The organism is Streptomyces showdoensis, from assembly GCF_039535475.1.
Lineage (GTDB): Bacteria > Actinomycetota > Actinomycetes > Streptomycetales > Streptomycetaceae > Streptomyces > Streptomyces showdoensis.
On sequence record NZ_BAAAXG010000028.1, the window covers coordinates 149,840 to 174,636 of the forward strand.

16 protein-coding genes are annotated in these 24,797 nt (G+C 69.9%); 5 read left to right on the top strand and 11 right to left on the bottom strand.

Translation table 11 applies throughout. From position 1 onward, the window contains the following. Nucleotides 1-199 precede the first annotated feature (199 nt). The 3 genes from ABD981_RS35520 to ABD981_RS35530 all read left to right on the top strand — a co-directional run bounded on the left by ABD981_RS35520 (nt 200) and on the right by ABD981_RS35530 (nt 3,985). Nucleotides 200-1,426 (top strand): thiolase family protein, encoded by a 1,227-nt coding sequence (locus ABD981_RS35520; protein ID WP_046910745.1) that lies wholly within the window; start codon nt 200-202, stop codon nt 1,424-1,426. After that, nucleotides 1,423-3,561, top strand: a complete 2,139-nt coding sequence (locus ABD981_RS35525; protein ID WP_046910746.1) for a 3-hydroxyacyl-CoA dehydrogenase NAD-binding domain-containing protein — start codon at nt 1,423-1,425, stop codon at nt 3,559-3,561. The genes ABD981_RS35520 and ABD981_RS35525 overlap by 4 nt, the downstream gene beginning before the upstream one ends. A gap of 67 nt (nt 3,562-3,628) precedes the next feature. Continuing rightward, on the top strand, nt 3,629-3,985 hold the full coding sequence (locus ABD981_RS35530; RefSeq protein ID WP_046910747.1) for a PIN domain-containing protein: 357 nt from the start codon (nt 3,629-3,631) through the stop codon (nt 3,983-3,985). Here ABD981_RS35530 and ABD981_RS35535 read toward each other — a convergent pair. The 9 genes from ABD981_RS35535 to ngcE all read right to left on the bottom strand — a co-directional run bounded on the left by ABD981_RS35535 (nt 3,982) and on the right by ngcE (nt 15,964). Continuing rightward, on the bottom strand, nt 3,982-5,460 hold the full coding sequence (locus ABD981_RS35535) for an amino acid permease (RefSeq protein ID WP_382748022.1): 1,479 nt from the start codon (nt 5,458-5,460) through the stop codon (nt 3,982-3,984). The two genes, ABD981_RS35530 and ABD981_RS35535, sit on opposite strands and share 4 nt — an antisense overlap. A gap of 167 nt (nt 5,461-5,627) precedes the next feature. Continuing rightward, on the bottom strand, nt 5,628-7,547 hold the full coding sequence (gene dxs / locus ABD981_RS35540) for a 1-deoxy-D-xylulose-5-phosphate synthase (RefSeq protein ID WP_046910749.1): 1,920 nt from the start codon (nt 7,545-7,547) through the stop codon (nt 5,628-5,630). A gap of 200 nt (nt 7,548-7,747) precedes the next feature. Further along, on the bottom strand, nt 7,748-9,049 hold the full coding sequence (locus ABD981_RS35545) for a sugar ABC transporter permease (protein WP_046910750.1): 1,302 nt from the start codon (nt 9,047-9,049) through the stop codon (nt 7,748-7,750). Further along, nucleotides 9,046-9,840, bottom strand: coding sequence for an ATP-binding cassette domain-containing protein (locus ABD981_RS35550; protein ID WP_046910751.1), 795 nt, complete (start codon nt 9,838-9,840; stop codon nt 9,046-9,048). The genes ABD981_RS35545 and ABD981_RS35550 overlap by 4 nt, the downstream gene beginning before the upstream one ends. A gap of 149 nt (nt 9,841-9,989) precedes the next feature. Then, nucleotides 9,990-11,090 (bottom strand): sugar ABC transporter substrate-binding protein, encoded by a 1,101-nt coding sequence (locus ABD981_RS35555; protein ID WP_046910752.1) that lies wholly within the window; start codon nt 11,088-11,090, stop codon nt 9,990-9,992. Between the two features lie 122 nt (nt 11,091-11,212). Then, entirely contained in the window at nt 11,213-12,424 is a 1,212-nt protein-coding gene (locus tag ABD981_RS35560) for an ROK family transcriptional regulator (protein WP_046910753.1), read from the bottom strand. Nucleotides 12,425-12,581: 157 nt separating this feature from the next. Then, a complete protein-coding gene (locus ABD981_RS35565; RefSeq protein WP_046910754.1) occupies nt 12,582-13,535 on the bottom strand; it encodes a carbohydrate ABC transporter permease in 954 nt (317 codons plus the stop codon). A 15-nt stretch (nt 13,536-13,550) separates the two neighbouring features. After that, the gene (locus tag ABD981_RS35570) at nt 13,551-14,480 is read right to left on the bottom strand and encodes a carbohydrate ABC transporter permease (protein WP_046910755.1); all 930 of its coding nucleotides are present in this window, start codon (nt 14,478-14,480) and stop codon (nt 13,551-13,553) included. A 44-nt stretch (nt 14,481-14,524) separates the two neighbouring features. Further along, nucleotides 14,525-15,964 carry an N-acetylglucosamine/diacetylchitobiose ABC transporter substrate-binding protein gene (ngcE, locus tag ABD981_RS35575; RefSeq protein WP_046910756.1) on the bottom strand — a complete coding sequence of 480 codons (1,440 nt, stop codon included), beginning with the start codon at nt 15,962-15,964 and terminating at the stop codon, nt 14,525-14,527. A 382-nt stretch (nt 15,965-16,346) separates the two neighbouring features. On the opposite strand from ngcE, the gene ABD981_RS35580 reads away from it, so the two are divergent. After that, on the top strand, nt 16,347-20,174 hold the full coding sequence (locus tag ABD981_RS35580) for a GH92 family glycosyl hydrolase (protein ID WP_046910757.1): 3,828 nt from the start codon (nt 16,347-16,349) through the stop codon (nt 20,172-20,174). A gap of 60 nt (nt 20,175-20,234) precedes the next feature. On the opposite strand, the gene acnA is transcribed toward ABD981_RS35580, so the two are convergent. After that, nucleotides 20,235-22,949, bottom strand: a complete 2,715-nt coding sequence (gene acnA / locus ABD981_RS35585) for an aconitate hydratase AcnA (RefSeq protein WP_046910758.1) — start codon at nt 22,947-22,949, stop codon at nt 20,235-20,237. A 225-nt stretch (nt 22,950-23,174) separates the two neighbouring features. Next, complete coding sequence (locus tag ABD981_RS35590; protein ID WP_046910759.1) at nt 23,175-24,005, bottom strand: alpha/beta fold hydrolase; 831 nt, start codon at nt 24,003-24,005, stop codon at nt 23,175-23,177. A gap of 55 nt (nt 24,006-24,060) precedes the next feature. On the opposite strand from ABD981_RS35590, the gene ABD981_RS35595 reads away from it, so the two are divergent. Next, the gene (locus ABD981_RS35595; RefSeq protein WP_046910760.1) at nt 24,061-24,669 is read left to right on the top strand and encodes a hypothetical protein; all 609 of its coding nucleotides are present in this window, start codon (nt 24,061-24,063) and stop codon (nt 24,667-24,669) included. Nucleotides 24,670-24,797: the final 128 nt, after the last annotated feature.

Here is a 24,797-nt window from a genome sequence, read left to right on the forward strand (position 1 = left end):
GAGCCGGATCACGGGGCGGGAGTCCGGCCGCGACCCTCTCGGGGGGCGGCCCTCCGGGTGTGACCTTCGCCGCTTGGGGCGGGGGGACTGGGCAGTCTGGTTACCCGCAAGTAGCATGGGGGGAGCAAGCGCGCGCTTAGCCGCGTGCCGGGCAGCGCGCCCGCAGCAGTGCCATCCCGCACCCTGGAGGAGAGCCATCGTGCCTCGTACCGTCAGGGACGTCGTCTTCGTCGACGGCGTCCGTACCCCGTTCGGCAAGGCGGGCCCGAAGGGCATCTACCACGAGACCCGCGCCGACGACCTCGTCGTCAAGGCCATCCGGGAGCTGCTGCGCCGCAACCCCGGCCTCGACCCCGCCAAGATCGACGAGGTCGCCATCGCCGCGACCACGCAGATCGGCGACCAGGGCCTGACCCTCGGCCGTACCGCGGGCATCCTCGCGGGTCTGCCGCAGTCCGTGCCCGGCTACTCCATCGACCGCATGTGCGCCGGTGCGCTGACCGCCGTCACCTCGGTGGCCGGTTCGATCGCCTTCGGTGCCTACGACGCCGTCATCGCCGGTGGCGTCGAGCACATGGGCCGTCACCCCATGGGCGAGGGCGTGGACCCGAACCCGCGCTTCGTCAGCGAGAAGCTGGTCGACGAGTCCGCCCTGTTCATGGGCATGACCGCCGAGAACCTGCACGACCGCTACCCCACCATCACCAAGCAGCGCGCCGACGAGTACGCCGTGCGCTCGCAGGAGAAGGCCGCCAAGGCGTACGCCGACGGCAAGATCCAGCAGGACCTGGTGCCGATCTCGGTGCGCCGCACCAACGCCGAGGCCGGCGAGACCGGCTGGGGCCTGGTCACCGCCGACGAGCCGATGCGCCCGGGCACCACGCTGGAGTCGCTGGCCGGCCTGAAGACGCCGTTCCGCGTCCACGGCAACGTCACCGCGGGCAACGCGGCCGGCCTGAACGACGGCGCCACCGCCTCGATCATCGCCTCCGAGGACTTCGCCCGCGAGAACGACCTCCCGGTGAAGATGCGCCTCGTCTCCTACGCCTTCGCCGGCGTCGAGCCCGAGGTCATGGGCTACGGCCCGATCCCGGCCACCGAGAAGGCGCTGGCCAAGGCCGGTCTGTCGATCGAGGACATCCAGCTCTTCGAGATCAACGAGGCCTTCGCGGTCCAGGTCCTCGCCTTCCTGGAGCACTACGGCATCGCCGACGACGACGCCCGCGTCAACCAGTACGGCGGCGCCATCGCGTACGGCCACCCGCTCGCCTCCTCCGGCGTCCGTCTGATGACGCAGCTGGCCCGCCAGTTCGAGGAGCAGCCGGAGGTCCGCTACGGCCTCACCACCATGTGCGTCGGCTTCGGCATGGGCGCCACGGTCATCTGGGAGAACCCGAACCACAAGGACGCCGGAGGCAGCAAGTGAGCACCACCGCAGAGCTTCTGAAGGGCGCCGCCGAGCTCTTCCCGGACGAGGTCGTCACCTCGGCCCACGTACGTCACTTCGAACTCCCCGCGGGTGCGGGCCGGTTCGCGCTGATCACGCTGGACAACGGCTTCGACCACACCAAGCCGACCACCTTCGGCCCGCAGTCGCTGGCGAACCTGAACACCGCGCTCGACCAGGTCGAGGCCGAGGCCGCGAACGGTGAGATCGTCGGCGTCGGCATCACCGGCAAGCCGTTCATCTTCGCCGTCGGCGCCGACCTCAAGGGCGTCGAGCTGCTCAAGCAGCACTCCGACGCGCTCGCCATCGGCAAGGGCGGCCACGACGTCTTCAAGCGTCTCGCCGGCCTGGCCGTGCCGACCTTCGCGTACTACAACGGCGCGGCCATGGGCGGCGGTGTCGAGGTCGGTCTGCACTGCACCTACCGCACCGTCTCCAAGGCCCTGCCGGCCTTCTCGCTGCCCGAGGTCTTCCTCGGCCTGGTGCCCGGCTGGGGCGGCTGCACGATCCTGCCGAACCTGATCGGCGCGGAGAAGGCCGTCTCGGTCATCATCGAGAACAGCCTCAACCAGAACCGTCAGCTCAAGGGCAAGCAGGTCTTCGAGCTCGGCATCGCCGACGCCCTCTTCGAGGGTGCCGACTTCCTGGAGCAGTCGCTCATCTGGACGGCCGGCGTCCTCAACGGCACCGTCGCCGTCGAGCGCCCGGAGATCGACCGCGGCGAGGGCTGGGACCAGGCCGTCGCCAAGGGCCGCGCCATCGCCGACTCCAAGGTGCACGGCGCCGCCCCCGCCGCCTACCGCGCCCTCGACATCATCGAGGCCGCCAAGGACGGCGACCTGCAGAAGGGCTACGACGCCGAGGACCAGGCCCTCGCGGACCTGATCATGGGCGGCGAGCTCCGCTCCGGCATCTACGCCTTCAACCTGGTGCAGAAGCGCGGCAAGCGCCCGGCCGGCGCGCCGGACAAGTCGCTGGCCCGCCCGGTCACCAAGGTCGGTGTCGTCGGCGCCGGTCTGATGGCCTCCCAGCTGGCCCTGCTCTTCCTGCGCCGTCTGGAGGTGCCGGTCGTCCTGACCGACATCGACCAGGAGCGCGTCGACAAGGGCGTGGGCTACGTCCACGGCGAGATCGAGAAGCTGCTCGGCAAGGGCCGCATCAACCAGGACAAGGCCAACCGCCTCAAGGGCCTGGTCTCCGGCGTCCTGGACAAGGCCGAGGGCTTCGCGGACGCGGACTTCATCATCGAGGCCGTGTTCGAGGAGATGTCCGTCAAGCAGAAGGTGTTCGCGGAGGTCGAGGCGGTCGCCCCGGCGCACGCGATCCTCGCCACCAACACCTCCTCGCTGTCGGTCTCCGAGATGGCCTCGAAGCTGCAGCACCCGGAGCGCGTGGTCGGCTTCCACTTCTTCAACCCGGTCGCGATCCTCCCGCTCCTGGAGATCGTCCGCGGCGAGCAGACCGACGACGCCTCGCTGGCCACGGCCTTCGGCGTCGCCAAGAAGCTGAAGAAGACGGCCGTGCTCACGAAGGACGCCCCGGCGTTCGTCGTGAACCGCATCCTGACCCGCTTCATGGGCGAGATCCAGAACGTCATCGACGAGGGCACCCCGGTGGCCGTCGCCGAGAAGGGCGTCGAGCCCCTCGGCCTGCCGATGTCGCCGCTGGTGCTCCTGGAGCTGGTCGGCCCGGCGATCGGTCTGCACGTCTCCGAGACCCTGAACCGCGCCTTCCCGGAGCGCTTCGTCGTCTCCCCCAACCTGAAGGCGGTCGTCGAGGCCGGCAAGCGCGGCTTCTACGTCTACAAGCCGGAGAACGGCTTCAAGCCGGAGCTCGACCCCGAGGTCGCCGCGCTCCTCAAGCAGGGCGACGTCGTCCTGACCGAGGAGCAGGTCCGCGACCGCGTCCTGGACGCGGTCGCGCAGGAGATCGGCCTGATGCTGGAGGAGGGTGTCGTCGCCGAGGCGCAGGACATCGACCTCTGCCTGATCACGGGCGCGGGCTGGCCCTTCCACCTGGGCGGCATCACGCCGTACCTGGACCGTGAGGGCGTCTCCGAGCGCGTCAACGGCAAGCGGTTCCTCGCGCAGGGCGTCGCGAGCGTCCCCGCGTAACACCCCCGTACGGGTGAGGACGGCCCCGGTACCGCTTCGGCGGTGCCGGGGCCGTCATGCTGTGCGCATGGAGCTTCTGGTCGTCGACGGGGCGAATGTGGTCGGGTCCGTTCCGGATGGATGGTGGAAGGACCGGCGCGGGGCCGCCGAGCGGCTGCGGGACCGGCTGGCCGCGCACGGCGGGCCCCCGGAGGGCGGTCCGTACGAGATCGTGCTCGTGGTGGAGGGCCGTGCGCGGGGCGTGGCCCCGGTGCCGGGGGTGCGGGTCGAGGAGGCGCCGGGCAGCGGTGACGACCTGATCGTGGAACTGGCCCGGAACGCGGCCGGCCGGCCGTGTCTGGTGATCACGGCCGACCGGGAGCTGCGGCGGCGGGTGGAGGAGACGGGCGCACGCTGCGCCGGGCCCCGTAGCCTGCCGGGCTAGTACCTCGCCTCCTGGTTCTCCTTGCCGAGGCGGCTGTGCTTGCGTCCGTACAGGAAGTAGACGACGAAGCCGATCAGCATCCAGACGGCGAAGCGGAACCAGGTCTCCCCGGGCAGGTTGAGCATCAGCCAGACCGAGGCGGCGATCGAGATGATCGGCAGCGCCGGGACCCACGGGGTGCGGAAGGCGCGGTGCAGGTCGGGGCGGGTGCGGCGGAGCACGATCACGCCGACGGCGACCACGACGAAGGCGAAGAGGGTGCCGATGTTCACCAGGGTGGCCAGCTCGTTGATGCTGGTGAAGCCGGCGACGACGGCGATGATGACGCCGAGCAGGATGGTCGGCCGGTACGGGGTCTTGAAGCGCGGGTGCGTGACCGAGAAGAAGCGGGGCAGCAGTCCGTCGCGGCTCATCGCGAAGAACACCCGGGTCTGGCCGAGCAGCAGGATCAGACAGACCGTCGTGAGGCCGACGGCGGCGCCGAAGCTGATGACGCCCGCGTAGAACGGATGGCCCACGGCCTTGAAGGCGTCGGCCAGCGGGGCGCTGGTGGAGAGCTCGGTGTACTTCTGCATGCCGGTGACGACGAGCGCGACCGCCACGTACAGGATCGTGCAGATGACGAGCGAGCCGAGGATGCCACGGGGCATGTCGCGCTGCGGCAGCTTGGTCTCCTCGGCGGCGGTGGCGACCACGTCGAAGCCGATGAAGGCGAAGAAGACGACGGAGGCGGCGGTGAAGATGCCCATCACGCCGAAGTTGGTCGGCTCGTAGCCGAACATCAGCTGGACCAGCGGCTCGTTCCAGCCGGAGCCGCCGCCGGGCGGGGTGATGGCCGGCGGGATGAACGGCTTGTAGTTGTCGCCGACGATGAAGAACAGGCCGGCGATGATCACGATCATCACGACGGTCACCTTGATGGCCACGACGACCGCGGTGATCCGGGCGGACAGCTTCATGCCGAGGACGAGGATCGCGGTCAGCACCAGGACCAGCAGGAAGGCCAGGATGTCGAAGGTGCCGCCGGCGACGTCGGGGCCTTCGAGCGAGGCCGGCAGATGCCAGCCGATGTTGTCCATGAGCGAGCGCACGTACCCGGACCAGCCGACGGCGACCACCGCGGTGCCCAGCGCGAACTCCAGGACGAGGTCCCAGCCGATGATCCAGGCGGGGAGCTCGCCGATGGAGGCGTACGCGAAGGTGTACGCCGATCCCGCCACCGGAACCGTGGAGGCGAACTCCGCGTAGCACAGGGCGGCGAGGGCGCACACGATGCCGGCCGCGACGAAGGCGAGCGCGGTGGCCGGGCCCGCGTTCTCCTTGGCGACCTTGCCGGTGAGGACGAAGATGCCGGTGCCGATGATGACGCCGACGCCGAAGACCGTCAGGTCCCAGGCGGAGAGGGACTTCCGGAGCGCGTGCTCCGGCTCCTCCGTGTCGCGGATGGACTGCTCGACCGTCTTGGTCCGGAACATCCCTGAACTCGCGCGTGGCTGCTGGTCCGTACTCACCGTCGCACCTCCTGCCAGTGGGCTGCCCGCCCTCAGGCCAGAATGCACGCGAATGGGCCGGTCGGCACTCCGAAGAGTGAGCCGACCGGCCCAAAGGTGACGCTGGGTGAGTTCTCTCCCGGGTCGCCGGGTCAGTCCCGGGCGGGCTCCACGGCCTTGGCACTGGCCTCGAAGCGCCCGTCCAGACGCGACACCAGGCCGGTGACCTGGCGCGCGATGTCCGGGGCGGTGAGCCCGATCTCCGCCATGACCTCGCCGCGGGAGGCGTGGTCGAGGAAGCGCGGCGGGATGCCGAAGTCGCGCAGCGGGACGTCCACGCCCGCGTCGCGCAGCGCCTGGGCGACGGCCGAGCCGACGCCGCCGACGCGGCTGTTGTCCTCGACGGTGACGACCACGCGGTGCTGCTCGGCGAGCGGGGCGAGGGCCTCGTCGACCGGCTTGACCCAGCGGGGGTCGACGACGGTCGTGGAGATGCCCTGCTTGTCGAGGAGGTCGGCGATCTCCAGGCACATCGGCGCGAGGGCGCCGACCGAGACCAGGAGGACGTCCGGCTTCCGGCTGCCCGGCTCGCGGAGCACGTCCATGCCGCCGACCCGGCGCAGCGCGGGAACGGCCGGGCCGACCGCGCCCTTGGAGAAGCGGACCACGGTGGGGGCGTCGGTGACCTCGACGGCCTCGCGCAGCTGGGCGCGGACCTGGTCGGCGTCGCGCGGGGCGGCGAGCCGCAGGCCGGGCACGACCTGGAGGATCGACATGTCCCACATGCCGTTGTGGGAGGCGCCGTCGGTGCCGGTGACGCCGGCCCGGTCCAGCACGAAGGTGACGCCGCACTTGTGCAGGGCCACGTCCATCAGGACCTGGTCGAAGGCCCGGTTGAGGAAGGTCGCGTAGACGGCGAAGACCGGGTGGAGGCCGCCGGTGGCGAGGCCCGCCGCGGAGACCGCGCCGTGCTGCTCGGCGATGCCGACGTCGAAGACGCGCTCCGGGAAGGCCTTGGCGAACTTGTCGAGGCCGACCGGCTGGAGCATGGCGGCGGTGATCGCGACGATGTCGGCGCGCTCCTTGCCGAGCTCGACCATCTCCTGGCCGAAGACGCTGGTCCAGTCGGCGCCGGAGGAGGCGATCGGGAGACCGGTGTCGGGGTGGATCTTGCCGACGGCGTGGAAGCGGTCGGCCTCGTCCTGGAGGGCCGGCTGGTAGCCGCGGCCCTTCTCGGTGAGGCAGTGCACGATCACCGGGCCGCCGAAGCGCTTGGCGCGCGTGAGGGCCGACTCCAGGGCCTCGATGTCGTGCCCGTCGATGGGGCCGACGTACTTGAGGCCGAGGTCCTCGAACATGCCCTGCGGGGCGATGAAGTCCTTGAGGCCCTTCTTGGCGCCGTGCAGGGTCTCGTAGAGCGGCTTCCCGACGACCGGGGTGCGCTCCAGGATGTCCTTGCCGCGGGCCAGGAAGCGCTCGTAGCCGTCCGTGGTGCGCAGGGTCGCCAGGTGGTTGGCGAGGCCGCCGATGGTCGGGGCGTAGGAGCGCTCGTTGTCGTTGACCACGATGACGAGCGGCCGGTCCTTGGCCGCGGCGATGTTGTTCAGCGCCTCCCAGGCCATGCCGCCGGTGAGGGCGCCGTCGCCGATGACCGCGACGACGTGGTCGTCCTTGCGGAGGATCTCGTTGGCCTTGGCGAGTCCGTCGGCCCAGCCGAGGACGGTCGAGGCGTGCGAGTTCTCGATGACGTCGTGCTCGGACTCCGCCTGCGAGGGGTAGCCGGACAGGCCGCCCTTCATCTTGAGCTTGGAGAAGTCCTGGCGGCCGGTGAGCAGCTTGTGGACGTAGCTCTGGTGCCCGGTGTCGAAGAGGACCTTGTCCTTGGGCGAATCGAAGACGCGGTGCAGGGCGATGGTCAGCTCGACCACGCCGAGGTTGGGGCCGAGGTGCCCGCCGGTCTTGGAGACGGCGTCCACGAGGAACGACCTGATCTCCCCGGCCAGCTGGTCCAGCTGCTCCGAGGAGAGCCGGTCCAGATCTCGCGGTCCCCTGATACGGGTCAGCAGAGCCACCCGTGCCTCCTTGCGTTTGAGCTGGTCGAGCTTGCCGATTTGTCGAGTCTAATGTTCCGTCTTGGATCGTGGGCATCGGGCCGGGTGATCGAGCGCCACCCGCTTGGCCGACACACCGCTGATCCGCACGGCCGGTGCACTGGTCCGGACGCAGCAGCGCCCGGCGCCGGTTCTCGGCGCCGGGCGGAGTGTGGCGAGCGTTACGCGCGTCCGGCGGTCTTCTGCGTGCGGCGGGAGACCGAGTCGATCACGACGGCGGCGAGCAGCACCGCGCCGGTGATCATGTTCTGGATCGCGTTGGACATGCCGATCATGTTCAGGCCCTGCTGGATCGACTGGATCACGATCATGCCCAGGAGCGCGGACCAGACCTTGCCGCGGCCGCCGAAGAGGCTGGTGCCGCCGATCACGGCCGCGGCGATGACCAGCATCAGCGTGTTGCCGCCGCCGAGGCTCTTGGTCGCGCCGCCGGAGAGGCTCGCGATGAAGAGGCCGCCGAAGGCGGCGAGGGTGCCGGAGATCGCGAAGACGGCGATCCGGACCCGGTCCACGTTGATGCCGGCGCGGCGGGCCGCCTCGGCGTTGCCGCCGACCGCGAAGACCTTGCGGCCGAAGAGGGTGCGGCGGGCGACGAAGTCGGCGATCACGAGGACGGCCAGGAACAGCACCAGGGCCAGCGGCAGGCCGCGGGCGCCGGCGGGCTCGTTCATCACGTACGCGACGACGAAGACCAGGACGGCGACGACGCCGGTGCGCAGGGCGATCTCGGCGATCGGGCGGGCCGGGAGCAGGGCCGCCTTGCGGCGGCTGCTGTCGCGCAGGAGCGAGACCAGGTACACGGCGACGGCGGCCAGGGCGAGGCCGTAGGCGGCGATCTTGTCGGCGAAGAAGTAGTTGGTGAGGTTCTCCACCACGCTGCCGGACGGCGTGTTGATGGAGCCCTCGCCGCCCATGAGCCACTCCTGGAGGCCCATCCAGCCCAGGAAGCCCGCCAGGGTGACGACGAACGCGGGGACGCCGATCTTGGCGAAGAAGAAGCCGTGCAGCGCTCCGATCGCGGTGCCGGCGAGCACGGCGAGCACGATGGACAGCCACTGGTTCATCCCGTTGCTGACCTGCAGGCCGGCCCAGACGGCGGCGCCGACGCCGGCGACGGAGCCCATCGACAGGTCGATCTCGCCGAGGACGAGGACGAAGACGATGCCGACGGCCATGATGCCGAGGCCGGAGGCGTACACGGCGACGTTGGCGACGGAGCTCGCGGACAGGAAGTTGCTGTTCTGGAGCTGGAAGACGACCGCGATGACGATCAGGCCGAGGATCACGGGGAGGGAGCCGAGCTCGCCGCCGCGGATCTTGCGGGTGAACTCCGTCCAGTAGCCCTTGACGCCTTCCTCGCGGACGAGGAGGCGGGGGTCCACGGCGGGGACGGCGGGACCGGCCGGGGCGGGCGCGGCGGACCCCTCGGCGGGGGCCTCGGGGGTCTTGGCGAGGTCGCTCACTGGGAGTCCTCCTTCGCTGCGGTACGGGCCTGCCTGCGGGTCACGGCGTTGTCCGTGGCGCCGGTGATGGCGGCGATGATCGTCTCGTGCGTGGTGTCCTCGACGTCGAAGACCCCGTTGTTGCGGCCGAGCCGGAGCACGGCGACCTTGTCGGCGACGGCGCGCACGTCGGCCATGTTGTGGCTGATGAGGATGACGCCGTGGCCGCGCTCGCGCAGCCGCTCCACCAGGTCGAGCACCTGTGCGGTCTGCTCGACGCCGAGGGCGGCGGTGGGCTCGTCCAGGATGACGACCTTCGGGTCGCCGATCAGGGCGCGGGCGATGGCCACGACCTGCCGCTGGCCGCCGGAGAGGGCGGCGACGGGTATGCGGACCGAGGGGATGCGGATGGACAGGGTGTCCAGGAGCTCCCGGGCGCGCTTCTCCATGGCGATCTCGTCGAGCACCTTGGCGGAGCTGAGCTCGCTGCCGAGGAAGAGGTTGGCGACGACGTCGAGGTTGTCGCAGAGCGCCAGGTCCTGGTAGACGGTGGCGACTCCGAGGTTCTGGGAGTCGTGGGGCCGGGTGATCTGGACGGGGCGGCCGTCCCATTCGATGGTGCCCTCGTCGATCGGGTGGACACCCGAGATCGTCTTGACGAGGGTCGACTTGCCGGCGCCGTTGTCGCCCACCAGGGCGACGACCTCTCCGGCGTGGATCTCCAGATCGACATCGGTGAGCACCTGGACGGCGCCGAACCGCTTGGAGACCCCGCGCAACGCCAGCACGGGCGTAGCGGACACGTGAATCATCTCCTTCGCCGCCTGACCGGCGGGGATGTGGTGCGAAGTGCCGCGGAGTACCGCGGGAACCGCGAGGGAGTCCGGCGCCCCGCCCCCGCTTGCGGGGCGTGGAACGGGGCGGGGAGCGCCGGACGGTCTTCCGTGGGGGGCGGGGCGGGCTACTTGATGCCCGCCGCCTCGCAGGCCGCCTTGTACTCGGCGGTGCAGATGTCGGCCGCCTTGTAGACGTTGTCCGCGATGATCGTGGAGGCGATGTTCTCCTTGGTCACGATCTGCGCGTCGTAGAGCTTGGCCGGGATGTCCTTGAACTCGCCGGTGAGGCTGGTGACCTTCACCGGGACGAGGTCGTCGATCTTCTCGCCCTTGAGGAGCTTGACCGCGATCTCCGCGGTGGTCTCGGCCTCGGGCTTGATCTGCTTGTAGATGGTGAAGGACTGATCGCCCTTCAGGATCCGCTGCAGACCGGCGAGTTCGGCGTCCTGGCCGCCGACCGGGACCTTGACGCCCTGCTTGCCGAGGGCGGTGATGATGCCGCCGGCCATGCCGTCGTTGGCGGAGTAGACGCCCTGGAAGCCCTCCTTGCCCAGGGAGTCGATGGCGGCGCCCATCTTCTTGTTGGCCTCGTCCGGGGACCAGTCCGGGATGTCCTGCTCGTAGACGACCTTCTTCACGCCGCCGTCGAGGACGCTGTGGGCGCCCTTCTTGAACAGCGGGGCGTTCGGGTCGGTCGGCGAGCCGTTGATCATGACAACGTTGGCGTCCTTGGCCTTGGCGCCGAGCGCCTTCACCAGGGCCTCGCCCTGCAGGCGGCCGATCTTCTCGTTGTCGTACGAGACGTAGGCGGAGATCGGGCCCTCGGCCAGGCGGTCGTACGCGACCACCTTGACGCCCTTCTTCTCGGCCTGCTGGACCCAGGACTTGGTGGCCTTGTAGTCGACCGAGTCCAGGATGATGACCTTCACGCCCTGGGTGACGAGCGCGTCGAACTGCTTCTTCTGCGTCTCGGTGTCCTGCGCGGCGTTGTTGTACTTGACCTCGCAGTCGCTGCAGAGGGCCTTGATCTTCGCCTCGATGATCGGGCGGTCGAAGGTCTCGTAGCGCGTGGTCTTGTTCTCCGGAAGCAGCAGACCGATGGTCTTGCCGTCGCCGCCGTTCGCATCGCCCGAGCCGTTGTCGCCCGCCTGGCCACAGGCGGCGAGGGAGAGGGCCATGGAAACCGCGGCCGTGCCTATGACGACGCGACGCGTCATTGCGTTCATGTGGGGTTGCCTCCCTGACGAGGCCGCGACGTTGCGGCCGAGGTGGCTGGAAGTCAACTCGGCCGCAGGGTCGACGTCAAGGAGTAAATCCTTAACGAGATGACAACGGTGCCATCCGTTATCTAAGTGAACGCAAGCGTGGCCGCGTTCACGGCACCGCCGGAGCCGCCCTCCAAAAGCGTCGAATCGCCCATTTCACTGAGGACGAGGGCGAGCGCGCCCAGCACCTCCGCGCGGCCGCCCAGCGCCCCCTGGGCCAGCGACAGCTGCCGGGCGGCGCTGGGGATGGCGTAGCGCGAGACGGAGTCCCTGATGGGCGCCAGGACCAGCTCCCCGGCCTCCGCCAGGTCGCCGCCGAGGATCACCCGGCTCGGGTTCAGGAGGTTGCAGAGGTTGGCGATGCCGCTGCCGATGTGGCGCCCCACGTCGGCGATCACCCGCCGGCAGCCGGGGTCGCCCTCCCGGGCCAGCTGGACCACCCGCTCCATGGTCAGATCGGGCCCGTGGCTCGACTGGAGCAGCGGCAGCACGTACCGGGCGGCGGTGAAGGTCTCCAGGCAGCCGCGGTTGCCGCAGCGGCAGACCGGACCGGACTCGTCGAGGGTGATGTGGCCGATCTCTCCGGCCGTGCCGCCCGGACCCCGGTAGACCCGGCCGTCGATCACCAGACCGGCGCCGACGCCGCTGGCCACCTTGATGTACGCGAGGTCCTTCACGCCCCGGCCGCTGCCCCAGACCAGCTCGCCGAGGGCGCCGAGGTTGGCGTCGTTGTCCACGTGCACGGGGACGCCCAGGCGGGCGGAGAGCTCGTCGGCGGGGTTGATCCCGCTCCAGCCCGGCAGGATCGAGGTGGACCCCAGGGTGCCCGAGGAGACGTCGATCGGGCCCGGCACGCCGAGGCCGACGCCGACGACCTTGTCCCGGCCGATGCCGGTGGCCGCGATCAGCCGGGTGACCAGCTGCTCGGCCCGGTCGAAGCCCTCCGCGGCGGAGGCGTCCACGTCCAGCGGCTCGGCCTCCTCGGCGAGCACCTGGTGGGCCAGGTTGCCGACCGCGACCCGCAGGTGCGTGTGGCCGAAGTCGACGCCGATGACGATGCCCGCGTCCCCGCTCAGCGAGACGCTGCGGGCCCGGCGGCCGCCCGCGGAGGTCGGGGTGACGTCGACGGTCCCGCCGTCCTTCAGCTCCCGCACGATGTTGGAGACCGTGGCGGCGGACAGGCCCGTCGCGCGGGCGATCTCCGCCTGGGTGAGCGATCCGGCCATCCGGACCGCCCGGACGACCCGCTCCAGATTGGCCCGGTGCAGCGACGACTGCGACCCCGGAGTCTCCATTGACTCTCTCCACCCTACGACGTGTACAAGTTATGAACTCCAAGCTCCTTCGTAGGGCTTGTCGCCGTCAAGTCCTCGACGGTAGCCGAAACCGGACGCAAAAGGTCCGGTCCGGGGGGACGAGTCCCCCGGACCGGACCTGTGGGCGCCGGTGTCGTTACTTGAGCGTGGCCGAAGTGAGACCCGCCTGGACCTGCCGCTGGAAGGACAGGTAGACCACCAGCATCGGGATCATGGCGATGGTGACGCCGGCGAAGAGCACCGGCAGGTCCGTCTCGTACCCCTGCTGCTGCTGGAGCTGGATCAGGCCCTGGGTGAGCACGTACCGCTCGGGATCGTCACCGCTCTGCGGCTGCATCAGCACGGTCGGCAGGACGAACTGGTTCCACTGCCCGAGCGTGTTGAAGATGCCCACGCTGAGCAGGCCAGGCTTGGCCATCGGCAGCATCACCTGGAAGAAGGCCCGGGTGTGCGAGGCCCCGTCCAGGATCGCCGCCTCGAAGACCGCCGTCGGCAGCGTCCTGAAGAAGGAGTGCATGAAGAAGACGGTGAACGGCATCGAGTAGGCGACGTACACCAGGATCAGGCCCTGGTAGCTGTTGAGCATCCCGAGCATCTTCACCATGAAGAAGAGCGGGACCAGCGCCAGGAAGACCGGGAACATCGCGCCGGCGACGAAGAAGTAGTAGATGACCCGGTTGCCCCAGAACTGGTAGCGCGCCAGGACGTACGCGGCCATGGAGCCGAAGAGCATGGTCAGCGGCACCGAGAACACCAGGACGATCACGGTGTTCACGAAGTAGTCGCCGATGCCCTTGTTCCAGGCCCGGCCGAAGACGTCCAGCGACCAGTTGGACGGCCAGCCGAAGGCCGATCCGGCGATCTGGGAGTCGGTCTTGAAGGAGCTGAGCACCAGCCACAGCAGCGGCAGCACGATCAGCAGGGCCCACACGGCGAGGAAGCCGTGCGAGAAGACGTTGAGGACGACGCCCTCGCGGGCGGGGCCCGGGGCCGGGGGGTGCGCCGTACGTGCCGCGCGCTGCCGGGGCACGGAGCCCTCGCCCGGGCCGGCGGCCGGGCTCGCGTCGGACTTCTGGATGGGTGCAGTCATCGTCTGTTCTCCCGCTCAGAACTCGAGGCGCTCGCGGCGGGTGGCGCGCAGCGTGACCACGGACACGATCAGGGTGAGGAGCAGCATGACCACGCCCATGGCGCAGGCGTAACCGCTCTTACCGAAGTAGAGGAAGTTGCGCATCATGACCGTCGACATGGTCTCGCTGTGGTGGTCGGGGCCGCCGCCGTAGTCGCCCGAGGTCATCGTGGAGACCAGGACGAACATGTCCATGGCCACGATGCCGAGGTAGACCCAGGCGGTCTGCACGGAGTCCCACAGCAACGGCAGGGTGATGCGGAAGAAGGACTGGGCGCGGCCGGCGCCGTCGATCAGCGCGGCCTCGTAGATGTCCCGGGGGATGGACTGCATGGCGGCCGAGAAGAGCACCAGGTAGAAGCCGACGCCGTGCCAGACGACGACCGCCATGAGCGCCCACAGGACGAAGTCGGGCTCGTTGAGCCACTCGATCGGCTCGGCCGCGTCGATGAGGCCGAGCTTGAGCAGCAGGCCGTTGAGCATGCCGCCGGTGTCGCTGCGGTACACGGCGCCGAAGAGCACCGCGAGGATCGCCAGCGAGAGCACCTGCGGGAAGAAGTAGACGACCTTGTAGAACTTGGACCCGGAGACGCCCGCGACGCCGCCGGCCCTGCTGCGCCCGCCCGCGTTCACCATGAAGGCGAAGAAGAGGGCGAGCAGGATGGTGATCACCGGGATGAACACCAGGAACAGGATGTTGTGCCAGACCGCTCCCAGGAAGACGTCGTCCTGGAACAGGGCGACGTAGTTGTCGAGTCCGACGAAGGAGAAGGTCTGCGACTGGCCCTTCCAGTCGGTCAGCGAGTAGCCGATCGTCTGGATGTACGGCCAGATGACGAAGACCAGATAGAGGGCCACGGGTATGAAGAGGAATCCCGTGACGAACTGGTACTGCCCTTTGCGCATGGCGTTCCTGTCCCTGATGTCCCCGGTGTGCTACGCGGTCGCGGTCAGTCGCGGTGGTTCTTCTTGGACGCCGGGTCCTTGGCGGCCTTGTCGACGGCGGCCTGGGCCCGCTTGAGCCACTCGGCCGGCTGGATGCGCTTGGCCATGAGCTCGTTGGAGGCGTTCTGGATCTCGGTGTCCATCTCGCTGTACCACTCGGTGTACAGGTAGCGGAACGTGTTGGTGCCGGCCGCCTTGGAGGCCACGACCGTCGACTGGGTGCCGGGGCGCAGCTTGACGCTCGGGTCCACGCCGTCGGCGAGGATGGTGAGGGAGTTGGCCTCCTTCGCGAAGAGCGTCGACCACTCCTTCGAGAGCATCATCCGCATGAACTCCTTCGCCTCCGCCAGGTTCTTGGCCTTGGAGGGGATGATGAAGGGCTCGCCGGATCCGGCGCGGATGGCCTCGTACGGCATCGCGCTGCCGGGCAGCAGCGGCATCGGCATGAACTTCATGTCGAAGTCGGCCGGGGTCTGCTTGAGCTGCTCGTTCTCCAGCCAGGAGCCACAGGTGATGAACGCGGCCTTGTACTGGTTCCAGCGGGTCTGCGACTCGGTGTGGGTGAGGCCGTTGGTGCCGGCCATCAGGTAGCCCTTCTCCACCAGCTCGTAGACCGCCTCGACGGCCTCCTTGGCCGCGGCGGAGCCGACGAAGGCCTTGGGGTCGAGGTTGTCGATCGCCTTCATGGCATCCAGGCCGCCCTTCTTGGCGATCAGGTCCATGATGGCGACGTTGATGTAGTAGGGGTACTTGCCCTGGTGGGCGAGTCCGCCGATGCCCTGTGCGGTGGCCTCCTTGCAGATGGCCATGAACTCGTCCCAGGTCTTCGGCTCCGTCCAGCCCTTCTCCTTGAAGAGCTTGCCGGAGTACCACAGGCCCCACACCGTGTAGATGTAGTTGAGGGCCACGACCTTGCCCTCCTGGAGGCCGGCGTCGATGGTGCCGGGGATCAGGGTGTCGCGGACCTTCTTGGCGGGGTCGTCGACGGACGGCGCGTCGAGGACCTCGGCGAGGTCGAGCAGCTGCCCGTTCTTCGCCAGCACGTCGATCTTGATCTTCTGGGCGCCGGAGTCGTCGACGATGTCCGGCGGGTTGCCGGCGTTGAAGCGCGGCTGGAGCTTGCCGGTGATCTCCTGGGTGCCGGTGTGGGTGGCGGTGATGTCCCACTTCTTGTTGAAGCTGGCCTCCCACGCCTTGGCGTAGTCGTCGCCGTACCCGCCCTTGAAGACGACGACGTCGATCTTGCCGCCCTTGGCGACGCCGAACGGATTGTCCTTCGTCTTCTCGCCCTTGGGCTTGTCTTTGCCCGCGTCGTCGCCTCCGCTGGAGGCACACGCGGACAGGAAACTCATGGTCGGCACGGCGATCAGACCGAGCGCGGCGGAACGCTTGATCAGGTCGCGACGGCCGAGGCCCTCATGGTTCTGGGCGGAGGTGGATCCCATGCTCAAGTCCTCGCCTTCATTCAGGACTCAGGCGGTGTACCGGTCGCCCGTACAGATTCGCCACAGGCGAAGGGCCCCGCCACCGCGGTCAATTGCAGCTGGGTCGTACAAGGGTCGGGCCGTCGTGCGCAGTGGTACGACGGGCGAGATGCCGACAGGTATAGTCCACTTCCCGCTGCCGGAGCAAGATCGAAACAAGCTTTCCCGGGTAGTCGTCTCCGAGTTGAGACCTGCGGAATCCAGCGGGTGCTTCTGCCCCGTTTCCTCCCCGATTTTGCCGTCAACACCCTTGACAGCACCCCTCACTTGGCCTTCTCCTGGGGACTTGCTCGGCGATGATGACAACGTTGTCTAGAATCAGCGGCAGGAGCGACGACACGGCATGCGTCCCCCTCTCAGAGCGGTCTCCCTGGCAGCCTCGGCGGCACTGGTACTGAGCCTCACCCCCGCGGTGGCTCAGGCGCTTCCGGGCCGAACGGACCAATCGACCGAACAGGACACCTCGGTACGGGAGTTCAGCACCTCCTTCGAAGCGGACGAAACCCAGCCGACCTGGCGGAACACCGTCGAAGTCGGCCCGGACGGCAAGAAGCGGACGAGTGGGGTGGACGGCGGCTTCGTCACCGGCATCCCCGGCAACGTCACCGACCGCGTGACGGCCCTGCGCGCCAGCGGCGAGCACGCGGGCGCGGGCGAGGTCAAGGAGAACCTGGTCGACCTCCAACCCGGCACCAAGTGGCTGGTGTTCGAGCCCACCGCGTGGATCGAGTTCGACCTCGACGCGCCCGTGAAGCTGGCCACGTACGCCCTGACCTCGGCGAACGACGCCGCCGAGCGCGACCCGCGCGACTGGACCCTCAAGGGCTCGGCGGACGGCAGGGAGTGGACGGTCCTCGACACGCGCGCGGGCGAGTCCTTCGCCAAGCGCTTCGAGACCCGCTCGTTCGACCTCGCGGGCGGCGCCGGCACGGCCTACGCCCACTACCGCCTGGAGATCGCCAAGAACGCGGGAGCGGGCCTGACCCAGCTCGCCGACGTCCAGTTCTCGAACGGGGACACCTCCCAGCCCGTCCCCGAGGAGATGCGCAGCCAGGTGGACCGCGGCCCCAGCGGCTCCCCCACCGCCAAGGCCGGCGCGGGGTTCACCGGCAAGCGGGCGCTGCGCTACGCGGGCACCCACAAGGGCGAGGGCCGGGCCTGGTCGTACAACAAGGTCTTCGACGTCGACACCCGGATCGTCCGGAACACCGAGCTGTCGTACCGGATCTTCCCGGCGATGAACGAGACCGACCTGAACTACCCGGCGACGAACGTCGCCGTCGACCTGGCCTTCACCGACGGCACCTACCTGAGCGGGCTCGGCGCCACCGACAGCCACGGCGGGCTCCTCACGCCACAGGGCCAGGGCGCCGCCAAGCGGCTCTACGTCAACCAGTGGAACCAGGTCACCGCCCGGATCGGCGAGCTCGCGAACGGGAAGACCGTGGACCGGATCCTCGTGGCGTACGACTCCGCCAAGGGCCCGGCGAAGTTCCAGGGCTGGATCGACGACCTGTCCCTCGCCCCGAAGGCGCCGGAGCGGCCGCTCGCCCGGCTCTCCGACTACGCCTCGACGACCCGCGGCACGAACTCCTCCGGCTCCTTCTCGCGCGGCAACACCTTCCCCGCCACGGCCGTGCCGCACGGCTTCAACTTCTGGACGCCGGTGACCAACGCGGCCTCGCAGAGCTGGCTGTACGAGTACGCGCGGGGGAACAACGCCGACAACCTGCCGACCCTGCAGGCGCTGTCCGCGAGCCATGAGCCGAGCCCCTGGATGGGCGACCGGCAGACCTTCCAGCTGATGCCCTCGGCCGCCGCGGGCGCCCCGCCCGCCGACCGGACGGCCCGGGCGCTCCCCTTCCGGCACGAGAACGAGACGGCGAAGCCGCACTACTACGGCGTCACGTTCGAGAACGGTCTGAAGGCGGAGATCGCGCCGACCGACCACGCGGCGGCGATGCGCTTCAGCTACCCCGGCGACGACGCGAGCGTCCTCTTCGACAACGTCACCGACCAGGGCGGACTCACCCTCGACCCGGCGAGCAGCTCCTTCACCGGCTGGTCGGACGTGAAGAGCGGCCTGTCCACCGGGGCCGGCCGGATGTTCGTGTACGGCGTCTTCGACGCGCCGGTCACCGGTTCCGGGAAGCCGGCCGAGCCGGGCGTGAAGGGGCACTTCCGCTTCGACCCGGGCCCGGACCGCACGGTCGGCCTGCGGATCGCGACCTCGCTGATCTCCGTCGAGCAGGCCAAGGCGAACCTCGCCGACGAGATCCCGGAGGGCACCGGCTTCGACACCGTCCGCGAGCGGGCCCAGGACGCCTGGGACGAGGTGCTCGGCCGGGTCACCGTCGAGGGCGCGAGCCACGACCAGCTCGTCACCCTCTACTCCAGCCTCTACCGGCTCTATCTCTACCCCAACTCCGGGTTCGAGAAGGTCGGTTCGGGCTACAGGTACGCCAGCCCCTTCTCCGCCCCGGCCGGGCCCGACACGCCGACCCGGACCGGCGCGAAGATCGTCGACGGCAAGGCGTACGTCAACAACGGCTTCTGGGACACCTACCGGACCACCTGGCCGGCCTACTCCTTCCTCACCCCGCGGAAGGCGGGCGAGCTGGTCGACGGCTTCGTGCAGCAGTACAAGGACGGCGGCTGGATCTCCCGCTGGTCCTCCCCCGGCTACGCGGACCTGATGACCGGCACCTCCTCGGACGTGGCCTTTGCGGACGCGTACGTGAAGGGCGTCGACTTCGACGCGGAGGCGGCGTACGAGGCGGCGCTGAAGAACGCCACCGTCGTCGCGCCCAGCCGGGGCGTCGGCCGCAAGGGGATGGAGACCTCCCCGTTCACCGGCTACGCGTCGACCGAGACCCACGAGGGCCTGTCCTGGTCCCTCGAGGGCTACCTCAACGACTACGGCATCGCGAGGATGGGCCGGGCGCTCTACGAGAAGACCGGGAAGAAGCGCTACAAGGACGAGTCCGCCTACTTCCTCAACCGCGCCCGGAACTACGTCTCGCTCTTCGACGCGAAGGCCGGCTTCTTCCAGGGGCGGGACGCCGCGGGCGCCTGGCGGCTGCCCTCGGAGACGTACGACCCGCGCGTCTGGGGCTACGACTACACGGAGACCAACGGCTGGGGCTACGCCTTCACCGCCCCGCAGGACTCCCGGGGCCTGGCCAACCTGTACGGCGGGCGGGCCGGCCTCGCGAAGAAGCTGGACGCCTACTTCTCGACGCCCGAGACCGCGAGCCCCGACGTCGCCGGCTCGTACGGCAGCGTCATCCACGAGATGACCGAGGCGCGGGACGTGCGGATGGGCATGTACGGGCACTCCAACCAGGTCGCCCACCACGTGCCGTACATGTACGACGCGGCCGGGCAGCCGTGGAAGACGGCCGAGAAGGTCCGCGAGGTCCTCTCCCGCCTCTACACCGGCAGCGAGATCGGGCAGGGCTACCACGGCGACGAGGACAACGGCGAGCAGTCGGCCTGGTTCCTGTTCTCCGCGCTCGGCTTCTACCCGCTGGTGATGGGCAGCGGGGAGTACGCGATCGGCTCGCCGCTGTTCACGAAGGCGACGGTCCGGATGGACAACGGCCGCACGCTGGTCGTGGAGGCCCCGCGCAACAGCGCCCGGAACGTCTACGTCCAGGGGGTGAGGCTGAACGGGAAGCGGTGGACGTCGACCGCGCTGCCGCACGACCTGCTCGCGAAGGGCGGCCGGCTGAGCTTCGACATGGGCCCGAAGCCCTCGGCGTGGGGCACCGGCGGCTCGGCAGCCCCGGTCTCGATCACCCGGGACGACGAGGTGCCGACGCCCCGGCGCGACCTGGTCCGCGGCGCGGGCGCGCTCTTCGACGACACGTCGGCGACGGCGGGCCCGCTGGCCGGCGCGGTGGAGCTGCCGGTGGCGGCCCCGGGGAGGGCCGTCCAGTACACGCTGACCTCCTCGGCCGACCGGGCCAAGGCGCCGGCGGGCTGGGTGCTCCAGGGTTCGGCGGACGGCGTCACCTGGAGGGACCTGGACCGGCGGGCCGGCGAGTCCTTCGCCTGGGACCGGCAGACCCGGGTGTTCTCGGTGGCGAAGCCGGGGCCGTACGCGAGGTACCGGCTGGTGCCGGCCGGTGCGGGCGGCGAGCTGGCCGAGGTGGAGCTGCTCGGCTGACCGTCCCGGTGCACGCGTAAGGGCCCGTCCCCTGGGGGACGGGCCCTTACGTCTGATCCCTTAGCCGCGGATCAGGTTGCGCAGCACGTACTGCATGATGCCGCCGTTGCGGTAGTAGTCCGCCTCACCGGGGGTGTCGATGCGGACGACCGCGTCGAACTCGACACCGGTGTCGGTGGTGACCTTGACCGTGCTCGGGGTCGTGCCCTCGTTCAGCTCGGTGATGCCCGCGATGGAGAAGGTCTCCTCGCCGGTCAGGCCGAGCGAGTCGGCCGACTGGCCGGCCGGGAACTGGAGCGGGAGGACGCCCATGCCGATGAGGTTCGAGCGGTGGATGCGCTCGTACGACTCGGTGATGACGGCCTTGACGCCGAGGAGCGCGGTGCCCTTGGCCGCCCAGTCGCGGGACGAGCCGGAGCCGTACTCCTTGCCGCCCAGGATGACCAGCGGGATGCCGGCGGCCTGGTAGTTCTGCGAGGCGTCGTAGATGAAGCTCACCGGGCCGTCGGCCTGGGTGAAGTCGCGGGTGAAGCCGCCCTCGGTGCCCGGCGCGATCTGGTTGCGCAGGCGGATGTTGGCGAAGGTGCCGCGGATCATGACCTCGTGGTTGCCTCGGCGCGAGCCGTAGGAGTTGAAGTCACGACGCTCCACACCGTGCTCGGTGAGGTACTTGCCGGCCGGGGTGTCGGCCTTGATGGCACCGGCCGGGGAGATGTGGTCGGTGGTGACCGAGTCGCCCAGCTTGGCCAGGACGCGGGCGCCGGCGATGTCGGTGACCGGGGTGGTCTCCATCGTCATGCCCTCGAAGTACGGGGGCTTGCGCACGTAGGTGGACTCGGCGTCCCACTCGAAGGTGTTGCCGGTCGGGATGGACAGCGCCTGCCACTGGGCGTCGCCGGCGAACACGTCCTGGTAGGACTTGTTGAACATGTCCTCGCCGATGGCGTTGGCGACGACGTCGTTGACCTCGGCCTCGGTCGGCCAGATGTCCGTCAGGTAGACCGGCTTGCCGTCCTGGTCCACACCGAGGGCGTCCTTGGTGATGTCCACCTTCATGGAGCCCGCGATGGCGTACGCGACGACCAGCGGCGGGGAGGCCAGGTAGTTCATCTTGACGTCGGGGTTGATGCGACCCTCGAAGTTGCGGTTGCCCGAGAGCACCGAGGTCACGGCCAGGTCGTGCTCGTTGACGGCCTTGGAGACCTCCTCCGGCAGCGGGCCGGAGTTGCCGATGCAGGTGGTGCAGCCGTAGCCGACGAGGTTGAAGCCGACCTTGTCGAGGTACGGGGTCAGGCCCGCCTTGTCGAAGTAGTCGGTGACGACCTTCGAGCCCGGGGCGAGGGTGGTCTTGACCCACGGCTTGCGGGTCAGGCCCTTCTCCACGGCCTTCTTCGCGACGAGCGCGGCGGCGACCATCACGTACGGGTTCGACGTGTTGGTGCAGGAGGTGATCGCGGCGACGGTGACGGCGCCGTGGTCGATCGTGTAGGTGGTGCCGTCGGGGGCGGTCACCTCGACCGGGTTCGACGGGACGCCGTTGCTGACGGCCGGGGCGTCGGAGGCCGGGAAGGACTCCTGGCCCGCCTCGTCGGCGGTGGCGACGTAGTTGCGGACGTCCTGGGCGAACTGCGCGGCGGCGTTCGCGAGGACGATGCGGTCCTGCGGGCGCTTCGGGCCGGCGATCGAGGGGACGACCGTGGAGAGGTCGAGCTCCAGCTTCTCGGAGAAGTCGGGCTCGGCGGCCGGGTCGAGCCAGAGGCCCTGCTCCTTGGCGTACGCCTCGACGAGCGCGACCTGCTGCTCGGAGCGGCCGGTGAGCTTGAGGTAGTTCAGGGTCTCGCCGTCGATCGGGAAGACCGCGGCGGTGGAGCCGAACTCCGGCGACATGTTGCCGATGGTGGCGCGGTTCGCGAGGGAGGTGGCGGCGACGCCCTCACCGTAGAACTCGACGAACTTGCCGACGACACCGTGCTTGCGCAGCATCTCGGTGATGGTCAGCACCAGGTCGGTGGCGGTGGTGCCGGCGGGCAGCTCGCCGGTCAGCTTGAAGCCGACGACGCGCGGGATCAGCATGGAGACCGGCTGGCCCAGCATGGCGGCCTCGGCCTCGATGCCGCCGACGCCCCAGCCGAGCACACCGAGGCCGTTGACCATGGTGGTGTGGGAGTCGGTGCCGACGAGGGTGTCGGGGTACGCCTGGCCGTTGCGGACCATGACGGTGCGGGCCAGGTGCTCGATGTTCACCTGGTGGACGATGCCGGTGCCCGGGGGGACGACCTTGAAGTCGTCGAAGGCGGTCTGGCCCCAGCGCAGGAACTGGTAGCGCTCCTTGTTGCGGCCGTACTCCAGCTCGACGTTCTGCGCGAAGGCGTCGTTGGTGCCGAACTTGTCGGCGATGACGGAGTGGTCGATGACCATCTCGGCCGGGGAGAGCGGGTTGATCTTCGCCGGGTCACCGCCGAGGGCGGCGACGGCCTCGCGCATGGTGGCGAGGTCGACGACGCAGGGCACGCCGGTGAAGTCCTGCATGATCACGCGCGCCGGCGTGAACTGGATCTCCTGGCTCGGCTGGGCCTGGGAGTCCCAGTTGCCGAGCGCCCGGATGTGGTCGGCGGTGATGTTCGCGCCGTCCTCGGTGCGGAGCAGGTTCTCCAGGAGAACCTTCAGGCTGTAAGGCAGCCGGGCCGAGCCCTCGACCTTGTCCAGCTTGAAGATCTCGTACGACTCGTCACCCACGCGCAGCGTGGCGCGGGCGTCGAAGCTGTTCGCCGACACGACAGTCTCCTTCATATATGTGCGCGTTCCACCACATCCTGCCGCCACGTACACGTCGTCGATCCGCTAAGGTAAGGCTAAGTTAGGTAACCCTTACCGGGGTGGCGGCAGCGGTGCGCCTCGGCAGATATCTCGATGTCGAGATAACTCTAGTACATGACCGGCGGTCGGTCATGCCCGGCATGCCCGCGCGCGGCCTCCGGCCCCGTCGCGAGCAGCCCCGGCTCACCGCGCGAGGAAGCCGGCCAGGGTCGCGGTGAACCGCCCGGAGTCGTCGAGCCACGGATAGTGCCCGGCGCCGGGCTGGACGGCGAACTCGGCCCGCGGGAAGACGGCGGCGAACTCGGCGACCGCGCTCGGCGGGCTGTTCAGGTCGCGGGCCCCGGCGAGCAGGAGCACGGGACGGTCGAGCGCGGCGAGCGCGGCACGGGTGGCCCGCGGAGTGAAGGCCCCCTCGGCACCGAATCCGGCGACGGCCTCGGGATCGGCGGGCCGGGCCGCCGCGTGGTGGCGCCGGGCGGCCTCGTCCCAGCGGCCGTAGAGGAAGGGGGCGACGGCCTCCCAGTCGGCCCCGGTCCCCGCGGCGATCGCCTCCAGCGCGGCGAAGGCCGCCGGGAACCACGGCTCCCCCGCCCGCTCCAGCGCCAGCTCGCGCCGCGCCTCCGGGGCGACGTCGACGCCGACGGCCCGCGTCCCGGGGGCGACGAGGGCGAGCCGGCCGACGCGGTCCGGGTGGCGGGCGGCGTACTGGGCGGCGAGGTTCGCCCCCGCGGAGTGGCCGAGCAGGTCGACCCGGTCGAGACCGAGCCGGCGGCGCAGGGCCTCGATGTCCTCGACCTGACGGTCGCAGCGGTACGAGGAGGGGTCGGCGGGCACGGCGGAGCGGCCGGTGCCGCGCAGGTCCGGGATCACCAGGGTCCGGTGGGCGGACAGCCCGCCGAGGTCGCCGAGGTAGGCGGAGTCGGCGGGGCCGCCGGGGACACAGAGGAGCGGGGCGCCGGAACCGGTGAGGCGGTGGGCGAGGAGGGTGCCGTCAGGGGCGGAGAGGAAGGCCATAACCACGTTATATAACAGGGTTATGAGTTGCGTCGAGAGCGGGTATAACTGAGGCATGACAGCGGGGAACGACGAGGGCACGACGCCCGGCGGCCTGACCGAGCGACAGGTCGCGGAGATGTTCGCCGGGATGAACGAGGTCATCCGGGCGGGCGAGGAGATGCGCCGGGTGCGAGCGGAGATGGTCACGCTGTTCGCCGACGCCGGCTGGACGCAGGACCGGCTCGCGCGGCTCGCCGGGATGAGCCAGCCGGCCGTCTCCAAACAGGTGTCCAAGCCCCGCGCCGGGGAGGCCGCGGACCTGTCGCCGGACCGGGACGACACGCCGTGGCTCGAAGGGCGGCTGTGGGGCCTCGCGGAGGAGCTGTCCGAGGCCCTGGAGGACGACGCCCACTGCTCGCGTCAGGTGCACGCGCTGACCCGGGGCCGGAAGCGGTTCAGCCCGCAGAACGTGGACGCCCTGCGCCGCCTGGTCGAGGCGGACCTCCGGGAGCGCGCTGCCGAACTGCCGGGCGCGTACCGGGAGGCGTACGACCGGATCGCCCGGGGGCTCGACACGGGGAGCGGGACGGACGGGGCCGCCGGGACCGAGGCGGGCCCGGCCTCGGCGCGGCGGGCGCTGGCGCGCCAGATCCAGCGGGTCCGGTTGCGGGACGCGGGCTGACGACCCGTACGGCCGTGGAACGATTGCCAAAAACAAGACAAAAGAGGACGATCGACAGGTCGGGCGAGATCGGGGTTCACACCCCGTCAGCGACCCCGGGGACGGCGCGCGGGCCCTCCGGAGGCGGG

Bases quoted from the DNA above. Each gene is read 5' to 3' on its own strand.
- ABD981_RS35530 (WP_046910747.1), top strand. From the start codon at position 3,629: ATGGAGCTTCTGGTCGTCGACGGGGCGAATGTGGTCGGGTCCGTTCCG.
- ABD981_RS35535 (WP_382748022.1), bottom strand. From the start codon at position 5,460: ATGTTCCGGACCAAGACGGTCGAGCAGTCCATCCGCGACACGGAGGAG.
- ABD981_RS35550 (WP_046910751.1), bottom strand. From the start codon at position 9,840: ATGATTCACGTGTCCGCTACGCCCGTGCTGGCGTTGCGCGGGGTCTCC.
- ABD981_RS35555 (WP_046910752.1), bottom strand. From the start codon at position 11,090: ATGAACGCAATGACGCGTCGCGTCGTCATAGGCACGGCCGCGGTTTCC.
- ABD981_RS35560 (WP_046910753.1), bottom strand. From the start codon at position 12,424: ATGGAGACTCCGGGGTCGCAGTCGTCGCTGCACCGGGCCAATCTGGAG.
- ABD981_RS35565 (WP_046910754.1), bottom strand. From the start codon at position 13,535: ATGACTGCACCCATCCAGAAGTCCGACGCGAGCCCGGCCGCCGGCCCG.
- ABD981_RS35570 (WP_046910755.1), bottom strand. From the start codon at position 14,480: ATGCGCAAAGGGCAGTACCAGTTCGTCACGGGATTCCTCTTCATACCC.
- ngcE (WP_046910756.1), bottom strand. From the start codon at position 15,964: ATGGGATCCACCTCCGCCCAGAACCATGAGGGCCTCGGCCGTCGCGAC.
- ABD981_RS35580 (WP_046910757.1), top strand. From the start codon at position 16,347: ATGCGTCCCCCTCTCAGAGCGGTCTCCCTGGCAGCCTCGGCGGCACTG.
- ABD981_RS35590 (WP_046910759.1), bottom strand. From the start codon at position 24,005: ATGGCCTTCCTCTCCGCCCCTGACGGCACCCTCCTCGCCCACCGCCTC.
- ABD981_RS35595 (WP_046910760.1), top strand. From the start codon at position 24,061: ATGACAGCGGGGAACGACGAGGGCACGACGCCCGGCGGCCTGACCGAG.